14 protein-coding genes are annotated in these 16,877 nt (G+C 70.6%); 9 read left to right on the forward strand and 5 right to left on the reverse strand.

Annotated elements, in window-relative coordinates:
* Positions 1-18 precede the first annotated feature (18 nt).
* The 6 genes from QE454_RS07690 to QE454_RS07715 are packed head-to-tail and all read left to right on the forward strand — an operon-like array spanning position 19 to position 7,518.
* Positions 19-822 carry a hypothetical protein gene (locus QE454_RS07690; protein ID WP_210072533.1) on the forward strand — a complete coding sequence of 268 codons (804 nt, stop codon included), beginning with the start codon at positions 19-21 and terminating at the stop codon, positions 820-822.
* A complete protein-coding gene (locus QE454_RS07695; RefSeq protein ID WP_307456378.1) occupies positions 819-1,793 on the forward strand; it encodes a CocE/NonD family hydrolase in 975 nt (324 codons plus the stop codon). Before QE454_RS07690 ends, QE454_RS07695 begins: the two co-directional genes overlap by 4 nt.
* Positions 1,790-3,181: a YcaO-like family protein gene (locus QE454_RS07700; protein ID WP_307456375.1), complete on the forward strand. Its 1,392-nt coding sequence runs from the start codon at positions 1,790-1,792 to the stop codon at positions 3,179-3,181. Before QE454_RS07695 ends, QE454_RS07700 begins: the two co-directional genes overlap by 4 nt.
* Before the next feature lie 10 nt (positions 3,182-3,191).
* Positions 3,192-4,229, forward strand: a complete 1,038-nt coding sequence (locus QE454_RS07705) for a hypothetical protein (protein ID WP_307456373.1) — start codon at positions 3,192-3,194, stop codon at positions 4,227-4,229.
* The gene (locus QE454_RS07710) at positions 4,226-5,869 is read left to right on the forward strand and encodes an ABC transporter ATP-binding protein/permease (RefSeq protein WP_307456371.1); all 1,644 of its coding nucleotides are present in this window, start codon (positions 4,226-4,228) and stop codon (positions 5,867-5,869) included. The genes QE454_RS07705 and QE454_RS07710 overlap by 4 nt, the downstream gene beginning before the upstream one ends.
* Positions 5,866-7,518: an ABC transporter ATP-binding protein gene (locus tag QE454_RS07715; RefSeq protein ID WP_210072529.1), complete on the forward strand. Its 1,653-nt coding sequence runs from the start codon at positions 5,866-5,868 to the stop codon at positions 7,516-7,518. The genes QE454_RS07710 and QE454_RS07715 overlap by 4 nt, the downstream gene beginning before the upstream one ends.
* A 140-nt stretch (positions 7,519-7,658) precedes the next feature.
* Here QE454_RS07715 and QE454_RS07720 read toward each other — a convergent pair whose 3' ends face one another.
* From QE454_RS07720 to QE454_RS07740, 5 genes are all read right to left on the reverse strand, one after another.
* Entirely contained in the window at positions 7,659-9,098 is a 1,440-nt protein-coding gene (locus tag QE454_RS07720) for a glycoside hydrolase family 43 protein (RefSeq protein WP_307456364.1), read from the reverse strand.
* Between the two features lie 343 nt (positions 9,099-9,441).
* Positions 9,442-10,389 (reverse strand): PDR/VanB family oxidoreductase, encoded by a 948-nt coding sequence (locus QE454_RS07725; RefSeq protein ID WP_307456362.1) that lies wholly within the window; start codon positions 10,387-10,389, stop codon positions 9,442-9,444.
* Positions 10,386-11,021, reverse strand: coding sequence for a helix-turn-helix transcriptional regulator (locus QE454_RS07730; protein WP_307456360.1), 636 nt, complete (start codon positions 11,019-11,021; stop codon positions 10,386-10,388). Before QE454_RS07730 ends, QE454_RS07725 begins: the two co-directional genes overlap by 4 nt.
* Positions 11,018-12,316, reverse strand: coding sequence for an amidohydrolase family protein (locus QE454_RS07735; RefSeq protein ID WP_307456357.1), 1,299 nt, complete (start codon positions 12,314-12,316; stop codon positions 11,018-11,020). The genes QE454_RS07730 and QE454_RS07735 overlap by 4 nt, the downstream gene beginning before the upstream one ends.
* Positions 12,313-13,281 carry an XdhC family protein gene (locus QE454_RS07740; protein ID WP_210072524.1) on the reverse strand — a complete coding sequence of 323 codons (969 nt, stop codon included), beginning with the start codon at positions 13,279-13,281 and terminating at the stop codon, positions 12,313-12,315. The genes QE454_RS07735 and QE454_RS07740 overlap by 4 nt, the downstream gene beginning before the upstream one ends.
* 51 nt (positions 13,282-13,332) lie before the next feature.
* Here QE454_RS07740 and QE454_RS07745 point away from each other — a divergent pair, with 51 nt between their 5' ends.
* The 3 genes from QE454_RS07745 (at position 13,333) to mmsA (ending at position 16,875) form a co-directional block, all read left to right on the forward strand.
* Positions 13,333-13,902: an NTP transferase domain-containing protein gene (locus QE454_RS07745; RefSeq protein ID WP_210072523.1), complete on the forward strand. Its 570-nt coding sequence runs from the start codon at positions 13,333-13,335 to the stop codon at positions 13,900-13,902.
* Positions 13,903-14,118: 216 nt separating this feature from the next.
* Positions 14,119-15,240, forward strand: coding sequence for a multiple monosaccharide ABC transporter substrate-binding protein (gene chvE / locus QE454_RS07750; protein WP_210072522.1), 1,122 nt, complete (start codon positions 14,119-14,121; stop codon positions 15,238-15,240).
* A gap of 105 nt (positions 15,241-15,345) precedes the next feature.
* Positions 15,346-16,875, forward strand: coding sequence for a multiple monosaccharide ABC transporter ATP-binding protein (gene mmsA, locus QE454_RS07755; protein ID WP_210072521.1), 1,530 nt, complete (start codon positions 15,346-15,348; stop codon positions 16,873-16,875).
* Positions 16,876-16,877: the final 2 nt, after the last annotated feature.

Below are 16,877 nucleotides of genomic sequence, written 5' to 3' on the forward strand. Positions count from 1 at the left end.
GCTTTCGGAAAGACACCCATGCATCACCACCGCCGAATCACCCCGCTGCCGAGCACCGGAGCCCACGTCGTCACGGTCGCCGATAAGGCGCCCCTGCTGCGTCTTCGCACCGGAGACCACACCGCGATCGGGTCTCCGCCGCCGGGCCTGCACGATCTCCTCGACTCGTCGTCCGCGGGTACCGTTGGATCCGCGTATCGGGATCGTCTCGTCAGCGAGGTCCGAGAACGCGAGCGCGCCGACGGCGAACGCCGCTGGCCCTCGGCCCGTCGGAGCATCGGTGTGGTCGGCACCGGCGTGCTCGCCGACGAGATCGCGCGTGTATTGGCGGCCTGGGGTGCCCGGGTGACGACGGGTGCATCCGCGACCGACAGGCGAGACTCCGCCGCCCTCGTCATCTCCGTGTCGGACGGGGCGAAGGAGCGCCGCGATCACGCGGTGCTCGACGACCTCCTCGCCACCGGTAACGCCCGCCTTCGCGTGTACCGGGAAGGGGAGTGCGTGTTCATCGACCCGATCGCCCTCGACGTCACCGACATCGCGGCACGGCAGGTCGTGCGGCGACGGATCGCCGCCAGCACCGTGCCGGACGCTCTCGACGCGTGGCAGGGGCACGGCCCGGCAGCGGATCAGCCGGTGGACTCCGCGAGCGTGACCCTCGTGACGGCGCGAGTGCTGACGATGACTCTGAGCTGGGCGCGAGACGACGAGGCGCTGCCCCGACTGCGCACCACGCTCTGGAAGCTGGTCCCCGCACTCGGACGGGTGACCGAGCACCCGGTGCTGGCCTACCCGGCGCCGCACCCGGGGGCGGGCAGGTGATCCCGCCGCGCGACGCTCGTGCGCACGTCTGCCGCGCCGACGACGGCGTCGCTCTGCACGGCTGGATCTGGGAGCCCGAAACGCCGCGAGGCATCGTCCTCGTGCGCACGCCATACGGCGCGTGGCGCCACGGCGACACCGCCCGCTCCTGGGTGCGACGGGGATACCGCTGCCTGGTGCAGGACGTGCGCGGCCGCCACTGTTCCGAGGGTGAGTGGAACCCCTATCTCCATGAGCGTCGTGACGGCGCCTCCGCCGTCGCCGCGCTTCGCGCCCAGGACCCGCAGCTTCCCCTCGTCCTCTCGGGAGGGTCGTACGACGCCCACGCGGCCCTGGAGGGCGCCCGCGATGTGGACGTCGACGCGCTCGTGCTCATGGTCCCCGCCCTCGGACTCGCCGAGACCGCCTGGGACGCACAGGGCCGCCCGCAGCTTTACGACCGGATCGGGTGGTGGCATCAGCACGGGCGCGGTTCTCGCTCGTTCCCGCCGTTGAGCGACGACGAGCTGAGGGCGCGGGTCGCGGGCGCCGAGCGGCGGGGCGTGGAGAGGGCGGCCCGAGAGTGGGGGTGGACGCCGACCGTTCTCGCGGGGTGGCGGCGGTTGTGGATGACGCCGCCCGTCGATCTGGACCGCGCATACGGCGGGATCGACGCGCCGCTCCTGCTCGTGCGCGGCGACGATGACTTCTTCCACGCCGATGCGGGGCGCCTGGCCGCCGCGTGGCGCGCCGACGTGCACGTCGTCGACGGACCGTGGGGTCATCGCCTCGGAGCCGACATCCGCGATGAGGATGTGCGCGCTCGTCTCCGCGACTCGGGCGGAATCGGCGCCGTTCTCGACGCCTGGCTCACGCGAACCGGCCTGCCCTCGGGAACGAGCAGCACCCGCCACGTCGTGCCGGCCGGTCGTCGTTCGCGGTCAGCCTTCGAGCCGCGCTCGGGCCACTGGCACCACGAAAGGACCGCATGAACCAGGGCAGTACGTCGTCCCTCCCACCGCTTCCCGTCGAGAGTCTGGTGGATGCCGAGACCGGCGTCATCCGGTCGATTCGCGCGGTCCCGCACCCGGCGGGGGCCCCGCATCGCTACCTCGCTCTGACGGCATCCGTCTCCGATGCGCGCGCGCTCGGCGAATGGCCGGCCGATCGGGTCTCGCTCGGTACGTCGTTCGGTGACCCCGCCCAGGCACGGATCGCGGCGATCGGCGAAGGCGTCGAGCGCTACTGCGGCAACTGGCTCCCCGAGACCTTGCCGCCCGACGACCTCCGCGTCGCCACCGCCGACGAGCTGCGGGGGGACGGGCACCCCGTGATCGAGCTCGACGATCTGCCGCGATTCGCCGACTGGCAGCTCGCTCGGGACGGATTCGCCTACCAGCATCTGGATGCCGTGACGCCCGCGCTCTGGGCGAGATGTCAGGATGCCGAGGGCCGACCCGTCTGGCTGCCTGACGCCCTCGTGCATCTGAACTGGCGGCAGTCGCGCTTCCGGCACCTTCCTCGAACCCACCACCTCAACTACGCCGGCATCGCCACCGGGACGAGTGTCGACGACGCCCGCGACCGCGGGGTGCTCGAGGTCATCGAACGCGACGCGCTCGAAGTGTGGTGGCATCTCGACGGGCCGACGTTCGGCATCGATCCCGCGAGCGTGCCCGGCTTGGTGGATGATCTGCGGGGCAGCAGCCTGACCGTCTGGCTGGTGGCGATGCCAACGGAGTTCGCACCCGCGATCGCCGCTCTGGTGCACGACGCGGATCGCGGACTGTACGCGGCAGGCTTCTCCGCCGCGCTCGACCCCGCGAAGGCGGCGCGGAAGGCCGTACTCGAGGCCGTCCACACCTGGATCTATACACAGGGCTGCACGGATGCCGACGGCTGGGTCTTCCGAGCCGTGCAGGCGGGGGTCATGGCGAAGGGGCTGATGTTGGACTTCCGTCCCGACGCCGACTACCTCGCCGCGGCTGGTCCGCAGTTCGAGCGGGTGATCGATCTCGGAGCCCACGTGCAGGTCTGGCTCGACCCCGCGGTGCACGGTGAGGCGCGCAGGTTCACCGACCCCGCGCTCGGGGTGCGCCCGCTCAGCGCCGTCTCCGCGGTCACGATGGCGCAGGTCCACGATCGGCTGCGTCGCCGGGGCCATCGTGTGCTCACCCGCGATCTCACCACGGCCGACGTGCGCCGCACGCCGCTGCGGGTCGTGCGCACGCTCGTCACGGGGCTCGTTCCCAACGCTCCAGCCGCGTTCTCGTACCTCGGCATGCCCAGACTGCGCGACGCCGCGCAGGAACGAGGGTGGCGTTCGGCCTGGAGCGGCGGACCCGCCGAGTTCACGCTTCTGCCCGCGCCGCACATGTGAGGCGGATGACGTGATCGATCCGCGACCGACCGTTGCCCCGCAAGACGACGCCCTCGTGAAAGGGCCGCTCGCACGCGCGCTCACGAGGGAACCGCCGGGGGAGCCGCGTCCACCGGGACCGCGTGTCAACGCCTGGCATCACGCCGGTGCGGTGGCGGGGAATCCCGGAGCAGCGCTCGTCGGGTTGGCCGAGGCGCTGTGGCGCCCGGGGAAGCCGCATCGCGCATCGGACGGCACCGAGACCGGCATCCTTCGTCGCCCGGTGCCCTCCGCGGGGGCGTGTTACCCCGTACAGACGCACCTCGTCGTCGGCGGCTCGCGCTGGGTCTACGACCACGAGCGTGGCGTCGCCCGCCGGAGAGATCCCGAAACCGAGCGCCGCGCGGGATGGTCCGGCGGCGTGGCTGCGGCAGCCGACACAGCCACGCTCGTCTTCACGGTGCAGCCCGGACGATCGTTCGGCAGATACCGACACCGCGCGTGGCCGTTGTGGATCGCCGACGCCGCCTACGCACTCGCTGCCGTCGAATTCGTCCTCGGGGGGCGCCCCACCATCACGAGATACGGTCCGTCCGCGTCTCTTCGCGCGCTGCTCGCCGTGCCTCGCGCAGCGCAGGCGTCTGCGTGGACCGGTCTGGGGCTTGCCCCCGAGATCCCGCTCGTCGCCCTCGACGTGCCGTTGTGCCCCGAGATGGTCGACGGGGCCGTCGACGCCCTCGCCCGACGGCGTTCGCCCCACCCCGACCGCTTCCTGGCGCAAGCGGCATCCCATGGCCCGACACCGATCGTCGAGGCGGTCGCCCGCGCGTCCGGCCAGGCGTGGGTCCGCGGCGCCGCAGCGGTCCGGTCGTGGGCGGTTCCGGTGCCGTCCTCGCCCGCTGTGCTCGTCCGGGCGCTGTGGGCCGGCCATCTCGCGGCTGCCCGCCTGTCGTATGCCGCGGCGCTGCGCGCTGAAGCCACCCGCTCCGTCTCCGGTCTCGCCGCCCAGGGCAACCGGTGGGTCTTTCACGCCCTCGCCTTCCTCGACTCCCCAGGAGACCGCCCATGATGATCGTCCCCGCACTCTGGCGCGAGGCGTGGCGTCGTCCACGACTCCTCGCCGCGAGCGTCCTGCTGCAGCTCCTGGTGTTCGCGACGTACGTCGCGCAGGCTGTCTCCCTCGCGGTCGCCCTGTCGGCCCTCGTGCGGGCCGACGCGGGACGCGCGCTCCTCGGGATCGGCGTCATCCTCGGACTCGGTGTCGCGCGCCTGCTGCTGGGCCTCGCCCAGCGCGATGCCGCCGTACGTCTCGGCGGGTGCGTGCGCGAAGCCCTGCGGGCGCGGGCCGTCTCCGCCGTGCTCGCGCCGGAGCGACTCCACGACATCTCCCTGCGCGATGGCTCGACCCGACTGACGCTCGGCGACGGAATCGACGGCACCGAGGCCTACGTGTCGAAGTACATTCCCGCGGTCGCTCAGCTCGCCGTCGGCGGCATCGGCGTCGTCATCGTGCTCGCAACGCTGTCTCCGGCGCTCGCCGCGGGAATCGCCCTCGCCCTCGTGCTCGCGGTGCTCGGGCCGATGGCGTGGAAGAAGATGCTCGCGCGCCGAGGGTTCACGCACTGGGACACGTACGAGGCTCTCAGCGGCGACCTGCTCGAGGCACTTCGGGGTATGTCGACGCTCCGCGCACTGGGCGACGTTCCTGCGACGCGCGAGCGCCTCCACACGCGCTCGGAGGCGTTGCGACGGGCGACCGAGCGCGTGATGCGTTCGTCGCTCGCGGAGACGGCGATCACGGATCTCGCGATCCAAGCCGGGACGGTGCTCGCCGCGGGGGTCGCGATCGTCGACGTGCTGACAGGGCGAGCGCCGGCAACGGAGGTGTACGTGCTGTTGCTGCTGTCGTCCGAAGCGTTCCGGCCGGTTCGCGAGCTCTCGCGTCACTGGCACGCGGGGTTCCTCGGTCTCACCGCGGTTCCCGGGCTGCGCACACTCGGTGCGTTCGCCGAAACCGGCTCGAGCGAACGCCGACACCCGGCATCCGACTCTCCGGCGGACGCAGCCGGGGCGGCGATCGTGATCTCCGACGTGACGTACCGCTATCCCGGAGCCGAGTCGCCCGTGCTGAACGGTGTGTCCCTCCGAGCGGAGCGTGGCGCGGTGCACGCCATCATCGGCCCGTCGGGAGCCGGCAAGTCGACGCTGTTCGATCTCGTGCTCGGGTTCCTCCCCGCCGACCGGGGGAGCGTCGAGCTCGACGGACGACCTCTCCGCCCCGAGGACGTCGCGGTGGTCTCTCAGCGCCCCGTCCTGTTCGCGGCGACCATCCGCGAGAACATCGACCTGTTCGGAGCGGCGGAGGGGGAGCTCGAGCGGGCCTGTGCGGATGCCGGGATCCTCGCGGAGATCCGCGCCCTGCCCGGAGGCTTCGACACGCCCGTCGCCGAGGCCGGGGCGAGTCTCTCCGGGGGGCAACGACAGAGGCTCGCCCTTGCCCGTGCCCTCCTGGCCCGTCGACCCGTCCTTCTGGTCGACGAGCCCACGAGCGCCCTCGACGACGCGAACGCAGAACTGGTCGCAGAAACCCTGGAGCGGGTCGCCACCGACCGCATCGTCCTGATGATCAGCCACCGTCCCGAGGCGCTCCGCCGCGTGGCTCACGTGCACGTTCTCGAGGGCGGCGTCCTCGTGGAGGCGGCGTCGTGAGCGGCGGGACGGCGTCGGTCCTGGCTCGCCTGATCCCTCCGCTGCGGCCCGAGTGGCGGCGCATCGTCGGCAGCTACGTCCTCGCCACCACGAGCCTGCTCGCTCTCGCGGCGATCGGGGTGCTCGCGGCCCTGGGCGTCGGCGGCGCCGTCGTCCACGGGGCGTGGCCGCCGGCGGTCTGGTGGGTCGCGATGGTCGTGCTCGTGCTGCTGCGGACGCTGCTCACCTGGCGAGAAATGGACGTCTCGCATGCCCTCGCCTACCGGGTGCTCGCCCGCTTGCGGGTCGCGCTGTTCGACGCCTACGCGCGCAGCGTCCCGGCCCGCCGTCGCGAGCACTCCGGGAGAGCGGCATCGGTGGCGATGACCGACATCGAGAAGCTCGAGTTCTTCTACGCGCACACCCTCGCGCAGATCGGCGCTTCGGTGACCCTGTTCGTCGCGGCCCTCGGGGTCGCTGCGGCCCTGATGCCGGCAGCCGCCCTCGTCATGGTGTCCGGCGCCGTCCTCGTCGCGCTCACCGCGCGGGCGGGAGCGGGCGCGGCGCGTCGCGTCGGCGAGGAGGAGCAGGTCGAGCGCGAGCGCCTCTCGGAGCGACTCGTGGATGCGCTCGGAGCATTACGCGAGATCCTCGCCTACGGGCTGCAGGACCGTGTCGTCGCCGATGCTGTCGAGGGGACGCGGCGCTCGGTCCGGACCGCTCGGCGCCGCGAGCTCCTCTCGGGAATCATCGACGGGTCGCGCGAACTCATCCTCACCGGTGTCCTCGTCGGTGTCGTCGCCTCGGCCCTGATCGTCGGAGGCGTCGGTGACGCCCGATCGGCGGCGCTGGCCCCGGCGGTCGTCGCGCTCGCCGTCGCCGGGGTCGCGGCCATCGCCGACGCGGCGCACACCCTTTCGGAGCTGCACCCCCTCGTCGCGAGTGCGGCGAGAGTGGACGCGGGACTGCGTCGACCGCCGGTGGTCGCTCCGGTGGTCGACGCTCGTCCCCTACCGGCCGGGCCGCTCGGCATCCGTTTCCGAGATGTGGAGTTCTCGTACGACGATCGCACGCGCGTGCTGCGCCGCTGGTCGGCGGAGGTGCACCCGGGCGAGCACGTCGGGATCGCGGGGCCATCCGGTGCGGGCAAAAGCACGGTGATCGCTCTCGCCGCACGGCTCTGGGACCCCGACGGCGGCGAGATCGCACTCGTCGATGGCGAAGTGCGGGGGATGCCGCTCCGCGAGGTGTCGGAGGAAGACCTCCGCGCCGCGGTAGCGGTCGTCGAGCAGGACGCACGTCTGTTCCACGGCTCGGTGCGTGAGAACCTGTTGCGGGGCACGGGGGGTCGATCGGACGCGGAACTCGTCGGCATTCTGGATCGCGTCGGCGCGCGTGACTGGATCAGCCTCGACGACGAGCTCGGTGAGCACGGCGTCCGCCTCTCGGGAGGCCAGCGCGCGCGGCTCGCCCTCGCCCGAGCGCTGTGCCGCGAGCCGCGGATCCTCATCGTCGACGAGATCACCGCAAGCCTGGACCCCGCGACCGAGAGGGCGATCTCCCAGGTCCTCGCCGAGGTCGATGCGACCGTCATCGTCGCCTCGCACCGCCGAGAGACACTGGAACGACTCGAGCGCGTTCTGCGGGTGGACCCACCGTTCGCGACATGATCGCGGTGGATTCTGCACCTTCGATGCCGCCTCTCGGCGTTCGGCGCCTGAGCTCGTCGAGCGGGGTGAGGGCCGCGACGGGTGGGTCGGCGCCGTCGGGGTGAGGTTTCTGACGGTGACCGCGCCGACCCTTTCGTCACTCAGCCCACGCGGAAGGTGGCGTCCTGCCGGTCGGTGTCCGTCGTGACGGGGTCGACGCGCAACGCGAACGCCGAGTGTCGCACGTACCGGTCGGGGAAGTTGAAGGACTGGAACGACGTCGCGGTCGAATCCTTCAGACCGGCGACGCGGCGGAACGTCGCGTCAGAAGCGAAAGCGGCGCTGCCGTCGTTCTTTTCGAGACGCACTTCGAACCCGTAGTGGCGGAGGAAGTACCCGGGGTAGTTGACCGACTCGAACGACACCGTTCCACTCGAGCCGTCGGCGAGACCCGAGCGCAGAACCCACTGCGAGTCCGCGTACGGTGCGACACCCTGGTCGATTCGAGCGGCGAAGTTCGAGTGCCGCACGAAACGGTCCTCGAAGTTGTACGACTGGATGCGCTTCGCGGCCGACGGCCACTTCGCGGACAGGCGCTCGAGTTCGGCGGACGTGATCTGCAGCACGGAGCCGTGCCGCTTCGTCGTCGCGCCCATGCTGTAGGAGTCTTGCGGCCGGATCTTCCAGTTGGCAGCCGACGTGATGTCGGTGGTGGCCAGGGGGAGGTACCCACGGCCCGTCGCGTACTGGTCGACGAACATGCCGAAAGTCTGGGTCGTGCCGTTGTAGCGGAACAGGATGGGTCCCTCGACGTCTGAGCCGGTCAGTCCCTGGCCGCGCAGGTCGCCCACGTAGGTCCACGACCCGAGGATGGAGTTGCTTCCCTCGATGGTGATCTGCCCGTCACCGGAGGCGCGGTAGTACCTGAAGCCGCCCGTGGAGTTGTCACGCTCGACGATCTGGGTGTCGATGATGCTCTGGCTCCCCCGGTCGATGTACAGCTGCGGCGTCGAAATGGAGCGGAAATCGTTCGTGTTGGCGCCCCAGATGCGGTGCGTCACCACGCCGTTGAGGGTGGAGTTCGTGGCCCAGTAGAGGAAGTACGAGTTGGTGGCCGGGTTCCAGATGGCCTCCGGCGCCCACGCGTTGCGGCCGTCGGGGATCGCACCGGCGACGTTCAGCAGCCACGGCGCGGACCAGTTCACGAGGTCGGAGGACTCCCAGACGACGATGTTGCGGCTGCCGTTGTCGATGGCGTTGCCCCAGCCGCTTCCGCTGGCGATGCGGAGATCGGTCGCGACGATCCAGAATTTGCTTCCGTCGGGAGAGCGCACGATCGAGGGGTCGCGCACCCCCTTGGTCCCGACCGTCGAGAGAAGGGCGGGCTGACCGTTATTGAGATCGTTCCAGTACTTCCCGTCAGTGCTGGCGGAGAGATAGATCTGCTCTCCCTGCGATGACTCACCGGTGAAATGGACGAGGAGGTAGGCGGAGTAGGGATCGGCGGCGGACGCGGATTGCGTCCCGGCCAGCGTGAGCCCTGTGAGGGCGATGACGAAGGCGAGGGCGCTCGCCAGGAGACGTCGGAGTGTGCTTCTCATGTCAACTCTCGGTCTGAGACGACGTCGAAGCGCGCAGGGGAGAGCCGCACCTCGGGTCCTCCACTCGCCGGGGGCGAGCACCAGGACATCGTCGTCGGGGTGTGTAAGGGGCACAAGAGAGCGACCGTGAGAGAAGCAACGGGCCGCCGGCGGGTAGCCGAGAGTCCCGCTGACCGGCGAGCGAAGCATTCCCTGGACGTCTTCTTCGACGACCCGATAGTGCTGCGTTCTCCGCGAGTCAGTCAGCTTGCGGAATCAGTATCGTCCATCCCGCGAGGACTCCACCACAGGAATTGTGAGGGTTCACATAACGATTCTGGCAACGAATTCTCTCGCACGCCGGCTACAGCTCGAGCGTGATCCGCGCGCACGCCGCACGCGAGACGCACGGCATCATCGAGCGGTTGGCATCCTGCTCCTCGGGGGAGAGGACGGAGTCGCGGTGCTCGATGTCGCCGTCGACCACCGCCACCTCGCACGTGCCGCAGGTGCCGACGCGGCAGCTCGAGGGCACGACGATGCCCTGCTCCTCGATGACATCGAGCACCGAGCGCTCCGGCGGCACCGTCACCGTCAGCCCCGACATCATCAGGTCGACCTCGAACGGCTCGGTCCAGACGGGTGGCCCGAGCACCTTGGCCTCGAAACGCTCGACGTGCAGGCTCCCGCGCGGCCAGACCGACATCGTGGCATCCAGGGCCTCGAGAAGACGGGCGGGTCCGCACGCGTAGACGACCGTGCGAGCCGCGGGCGTGCCGAGGCGAGCGGGGAGGTCGAGTCGTCGTCCCTCGTCGGCCGCGTACACCTCGACGCGGGAGCCGTACTGCGCCTCGAGCTCGCTGACGAAAGCCATCGTCGTGCGCGACCGCCCGACGTAGAGCAGCGTCCATTCGGCGCCGGCCGCCTCGGCCGCCTCGATCATCGGCACGATCGGGGTGATGCCGATCCCGCCGGCGACGAACACGTACGACCGGCCCGCGGTGGGCGCGAAGAGAAAGTGGTTCGCGGGGCCGCGGACGCGCAGGGTGGACCCCACCCGGGCGTTCTCGTGCAACCACACCGATCCTTCGCGCTCGCGGAGGACCCCGATGCGCCAGGTGCCGCGCTGGGCCGGCGAACCGCACAGCGAGTACTGCCGTTCGATCCCGCCGGGCAGCACGACGTCGATGTGCGCTCCGGGTGACCAGTGGGGCAGTGTGCCCGTCGCGCGCTCGAGGTCGAGCACGACGACGCCGTCCGCGGCATCCCGTCGCTCGCGAACGATGGCTTCGAACGTCACTCCCGCGCTCACGCGTCCTCCTGTTCGACCGCGTCATCGGCGCCACCGCCGTGCACGAGCTCTTTCACGATGAGCAGCCGGTACGTCGAGCCGTCCGGCGAGTGCCACCGGTGGGGGGTACCCGACCGGCAGTACACCGAGTCGCCGACGCGCAGGGTGCGCTCGCCGAAGCCGCCGAAGCCACCGAACGAGATGACGATCGAGCCTTCGAGCACCGTGAGGAACTCGTCTTCTTCGTGGACGTAGTGGTCGCCGGGCGCGGAGTTCGACCCCGTGAACTCGAGGGGCTCGAACCGGCGCGGACCCTCGGCGAGCAGCCGGGCGGTTCCCTCGGCGTACGGGCCGATGACGCCCTCGTCGGCCGCGACGAACGAGGGCTCGCAATCGTGGTCGGCGCGCGGCGGCTCCGACCCCGCGAGCAGTTCGACGCGGCTGGTGCCCAGGGCCCGGGCGAGTCGTTCCAGGCTCGCCATGCTCGGGCGCGCGAGACCGCGCTCCAGCTGACTGAGGAAGGGGTGCGACAGGGTCGCGGCTTCGGCGAGCTGGGTGAGCGTGAGCCCACGCGCCTTGCGCAGCCCACGCAGGTGAGCGCCGAGGCGTTCATCGCTGCTGGGGGTATCCATCACCGGGGCCATGGTGGTCATCGTTTCACCCTCTCGAACAGTCGGGCGACGACCTCGTGTTCGTCCACGCGCACCAGTCGGCCCGCGTCGACGACCACGCGTCCGGCCACGAGGACGGTCCGCGGGCGTCGACCGGGAGCGGCCCACAGCAGCCCCGCCACGGGGTCGGCCACGCCGGCGTCGGCGATGCCCGAGACGTCCCACAGGCACAGGTCGCCCGCCGAGCCGGGAGTCAGGCGCCCCAGCTCGGGGCGACCCAGCCCATCGGCCGATCCCGAGGTCGCCATCGTCAGGACGTCGGATGCCGGCACCTGCGGACCCACCAGGGCTGAGACCTGCATGGCCAGGCGCGCGTCCGCGAGCAGGTGCCCCGCGTCGTTGCTGCCGCCGCCGCTCGTGCCGAGGCCCACGGCGACGCCGGCGTCGAGCAGGCGCCGCACCGGCGCCACGCCCCAGCCCATGGGGACGTCGCACCCGGGAGCGTGGGTGGCGGAGACTCCGGCTGCCGCGACCCGCGCGATCTCGTCGTCGGTCACCGCGCACAGGTGCGCGAGGGTGACGTCGGGAGCGAGCCAGCCCCACTCCTCGAGCAGATCGAGGGGGCGTTTCCCGTAGCGCGAGACGGCGATCTCGACATCGACGACCTCGTTGGCCTGCGTGCGTCGGCGCAGGCCGTGGCGCTGGGCCACCTCGCCGAGCAGCTCGAACGTCTCGCGCGGGTCGCTGTGCACGCCGGCCGGTCCCACGGCGACCTGCAGCATCCCGTCGGCGGAGACGCCGCCCGCACGATCCGGAACGAGGGCCGAGACGATGGCCTCCGCCGAAGCGGCCGCGGTCTGCGGGTCGTCGCGCGCCGCCCCTCGCACGAACACCAGGCGGGCGCCGAGGTCGGTCGCGGCGTCCGCCGCCGCTCGGGCCATCGCGACGGTGTCGGCGTCGGCGGGCCAGGTCAGATGGTGGTCGGCGACGGTGGTCACCCCGCACAGCAGCGCTTCGGCGAGACCCGCTCGACCGGCGAGCCCGGTCAGTTCCGGGTCGACACCCGCCTCGGCGTACGCCGCCGCCATGGCCGGGAGCCACTCCCGCATCGGGATGCCGCGCGTGCCCGGCAGCGTGCGAAACGCCGTCTGCAGCAGGTGATGGTGGGCGTTGACCAGTCCCGGCGTGACGACGCAGCCGGTGGCGTCGATGATCTCGGCATCCGTCGTGTCGGCGCTTGCGACCACGGTCCCGTCGACGATCGTGACGTCTCCCTCGCGCACGCGCCCGGAGCCCTCGACGACGGCGACGGCGCCGCGGACGACGACGACGCTCATGCGCTCCTCGCAGCACACGAGTCCACGCCGCTCGCGATCGCGTGCAGGCGGGGGCCGGCGGCCTCGCGCAGCGGTCGGGCGTCGGCCTCGTTCCGGGATGCCACGATCTCGGCGATGACCGACAGGGCCGTCTCTTCCGGGGAGCGCCCACCGAGGTCGAGGCCGAGAGGGGAGTGGAGGCGCGAGAGCTCGGCATCCGTCACGCCCGCGGCGCGGAGGAGAGCCGCCCGACGCGCGACGGTGGCGCGAGCCCCCATCGCCCCGACGAAACCGACCGGCAGGCGCAGCGCCGCGCGGATCGCGGGAACATCGAGACGCTCGTCGTGGGTGAGGACGCACACGGCGGTGCGTGCATCAGGGGAGGGGAGGGTCTCGAGGACCTCGTGGGGTGCTCCGACGACCAGTTCGGTCGCGTCGGGGAAGCGGTCGCGGGTCACCAGAAGTGCCCAGTCGTCGCAGACGGTGATCGCGAAACCGGCGGCAGCTCCGAGGCGGCAGAGGGCGGCCGCGTGCTCTCCCGCGCCGAGGATGATGAGCCGCGGAGGAGCCGGGCGGTGCAGCACGAGAGGCTGTTCGGTGCCGAGATCGAGGTGCAGCGTCGCCTCGCGCCGGTCTCGGGCCGCTTCGAGCGCGGGTCGGTGCGCCGCATCGACCCGGTAGGCGACGACGTCGACGGCCCCACCGCAGGCGAGGCCGGCGGCGATCGGGGCGATCGCGTCGTCTTCGCCGAAGCCGAAGCGCGCGCGGCGGATCGTTCCGGTGCGCAGGGCGTCGAGGCCGAGCATGACCGCGTCGTTCTCGACGCAGCCTCCCGAGATCGATCCGATCACCCGGGCGTCCCTCGTGACGGCGAGGGTCGCGCCCACCCCGCGGGGTGCGCTGCGCACGACCGCGGTGACCGTGACGGCCGCCACGGGCACGCCCGCGTCGAGCAGCGGCACCAGGTCGGCGGCCAGTTCGAGCATGGATGTGACCGTAATCGGGGCGTGTTTCGCGCACGCTACGCTGTCGTGACCATGCCCGCCGCACCCCTCGGAACCGTGTCGGGCCTCGTGCTGGCCGCCGGGGCCGGACGGCGTTTCGGAGGCCCCAAGGCCCTCGCCCGCACCCGCGCCGGAACACCCTGGATCGCGCTCGTCGCCCGCGCGCTGGTCGAGGGCGGGTGCCACGACGTCACCGTCGTGCTCGGTGCCGAGGCCGACGCCGCGACGGCGCTGGTGCCCACCGGGGTCTCGGTCGTTCGAGCCGAGGACTGGGCCACGGGCGTTGCGGCGTCGCTGCGCGCGGGGCTGGAAGCGCTGGCATCCGGGCCCTCCCACTCCGTCGTGGTGCTGCCCGTCGACACCCCCGACGTCCCGGCATCCGCCGTCGCTCGGGTCGCACGCGGCGCGCGCAGAGACGCCCTCGCACAGGCGACCTATGACGGGGCGCCCGGTCACCCGGTGCTCCTGGGCCGCGATCATTGGGCGCCCGTGGCGGCCTCGATCCGGGGCGACATCGGCGCGCGGCCGTACCTCATCGCGCAGGACGCGCAGCTCGTCGAGTGCGGCGACCTGTGGTCGGGCGTCGACCACGACACGCGCTGAGAGCGGCTCGACGACCGTTCCGTCACGGTCGGATCACGGGCCCGCACGAATTTTGACGCGGCTATAGACAAAACCCCCTCCGGTGGATATTTTTTCGGAGCCGTCATAATTCGACGGGCCAGAGTGCCGGGAACGAAGACGTACCCGATCCGACGCCGGGGAGGGCGCGGGTACGGATCGAAGGATCCCTGCTGTTCAGAGAGGAACGCAGATCACATGCTGAAGAAAATCCTGACCGGTGCGGCCATCGCCGCACTCGCCGTGGGTCTCGGAGCGTGCAGCTCCACCCGTCCGGCCGACGGCGGAGGAGACGCCGCGGGCGGCGGCGCGACCGAATGCAACGTCGGAATCGCCATGCCCACCCGCAGCCTCGAACGCTGGATCAACGACGGCGAGCAGCTGCAGAAGAAGCTCCAGGATGCCGGTTGCACCGTCGACCTGCAGTACGCCGACAACAAGACCGACCAGCAGATCAGCCAGATCCAGAACCAGCTCTCCGGCGGCGCGAAGATCCTCGTCATCGCCGCGATCGACGGATCGACCCTCGGCCCGGTGCTGCAGGAGGCCAAGTCGCAGAACGCCAAGGTCATCGCCTACGACCGTCTCATCAACGGCAGCGAGAACGTCGACTACTACGCCACGTTCGACAACTACAAGGTCGGCACCCTGCAGGGCCAGTACATCGAGACGCAGCTCGGTCTGAAGGACGGCAAGGGCCCGTTCAACCTCGAGCCCTTCGCCGGCAGCCCCGACGACAACAACGCGAAGTTCTTCTTCGCCGGCGCGTGGGACGTGCTCAAGCCCTACGTCGACAAGGGCCAGCTGGTCGTCCCCAGCGGCAAGTCGCCCGCCAACGACGACGCCTGGGCGTCGATCGGCATCCAGGGCTGGGCCTCCGACAAGGCGCAGTCCGAGATGGACAACCGCCTCTCGTCGTTCTACGGCAACGGCAAGAAGGTCAACGTGGTGCTCTCGCCCAACGACAGCCTCGCCATCGGTATCGAGGCGTCGCTGAAGTCGGCCGGCTACACCCCCGGCGCCGACTACCCGATCATCACGGGTCAGGATGCCGACAAGGCCAACGTCAAGGCGATCCTCGACGGTGCGCAGTCGATGACGGTCTGGAAGGACACCCGTGCCCTCGGTGACCGCGTCTTCACGATGATCCAGGAGATCAAGGACGGCAAGGAGGTCGAGGTCAACGACACCAAGACCTACGACAACGGCAAGAAGGTCGTCCCCTCGTACCTGCTGACCCCCGAGGTGGTCACCAAGGACGACGTGCAGTCGAAGCTCATCGACTCGGGCTTCCTGAAGGCATCCGACGTCGGACTCTGAGTCACCCGGCGGCGGGGCGGGTTCGCCCGCCCCGCCGCTCCACGTGCCGCCCGCGGGCGGCGGAGCCACAATGCCGCCCACGGGTGGCGGAGGGACAAGCACACCATGACCGAACCGATCCTGCGCATGTCGGGGATCTCGAAGTCGTTCAACGGGGTTCCCGCCCTGGCCGACGTGTCGATCGACGTCTTCCGCGGCGAGGTCCACGCGATCTGCGGCGAGAACGGTGCCGGCAAGTCGACGCTGATGAAGGTGCTCAGCGGCGTCTATCCCGCCGGCAGTTTCGAGGGAGGCATCACCCTCGAGGGGGAGCAGATGGCTTTCCGCTCGATCAACGACAGCGAGGCCGCCGGCATCGTCATCATCCACCAGGAGCTCGCGCTCAGCCCGTACCTCTCGATCGCCGAGAACATCTTCCTCGGCAACGAGAAGTCGCGTCGCGGCGTCATCGACTGGAACGCCACCAACACCGCAGCGGCCGAACTGCTCAAGCGGGTGGGGCTGCGCGAGAACCCCGCGACGAAGATCTTCGAGCTCGGCGTCGGCAAGCAGCAGCTCGTCGAGATCGCCAAGGCCCTCGCGAAAGAGGTGAAGCTGCTGATCCTCGATGAGCCCACCGCCGCGCTGAACGACGACGACTCCGCCCACCTGCTCGATCTGATCGACCAGCTGCGGACGCAGGGCATCACCTGCATCATCATCAGCCACAAGCTCAAAGAGGTGCTGCGCATCTCCGATCGCATCACGATCATCCGCGACGGTCGCACGATCGAGACGATGCACCGCTCCGACGCCGACACCGACGAGGGCCGGATCATCCGCGCCATGGTCGGTCGCGATCTGAACAGCCTCTTCCCGCCGCGCGAACCCGACATCGGCGAAGAGCTCTTCCGCGTCGAGAACTGGACCGTCCACCACCCCGTCGACACCGAACGCGTGGTCATCGACGACGCCTCCTTCATGGTGCGCGCCGGCGAGATCGTCGGTTTCGCGGGCCTCATGGGTGCCGGTCGCACCGAACTCGCGATGAGCATCTTCGGGCGCATGTACGGCACCGGCATCTCCGGCGAGGTCTACAAGAACGGGCAGCAGATCGACGTCCGCACGGTCGACGCGGCCATCAAGCACGGCATCGCCTACGCCACCGAGGACCGCAAGAAGTACGGCCTCAACCTCATCGGCGACATCCAGGTCAATGTCTCGGCATCCGCCCTCGCCCGTCTCGCCCGCCTCGGTGTGGTCGACCGGTACCGCGAGTACAAGGTCGCCGATTCGTACCGCTACAAGATGAACATCAAGGCGCCCAGCGTCGCCGCGATCACGGGACGACTCTCCGGGGGCAACCAGCAGAAGGTCGTCCTGTCGAAGTGGATGTTCACCGGGCCCGACGTGCTGATCCTCGACGAGCCCACCCGAGGCATCGACGTCGGGGCGAAGTACGAGATCTACGGCATCATCAACGAACTCGCGGCCCAGGGTAAGGCCGTCATCGTCATCTCGTCGGAGCTGCCCGAGGTCATCGGCCTCTCCGACCGCATCTACACGATCTCCGAGGGGCGCATCACGGCCGAGGTCAGCCGCGACGACGCCACGCAGGAGAACCTCATGCGGCACATGACCGCCGGAAGGAACTGACA

The organism is Microbacterium sp. SORGH_AS_0454, assembly GCF_031453395.1.
Taxonomy (GTDB): domain Bacteria; phylum Actinomycetota; class Actinomycetes; order Actinomycetales; family Microbacteriaceae; genus Microbacterium.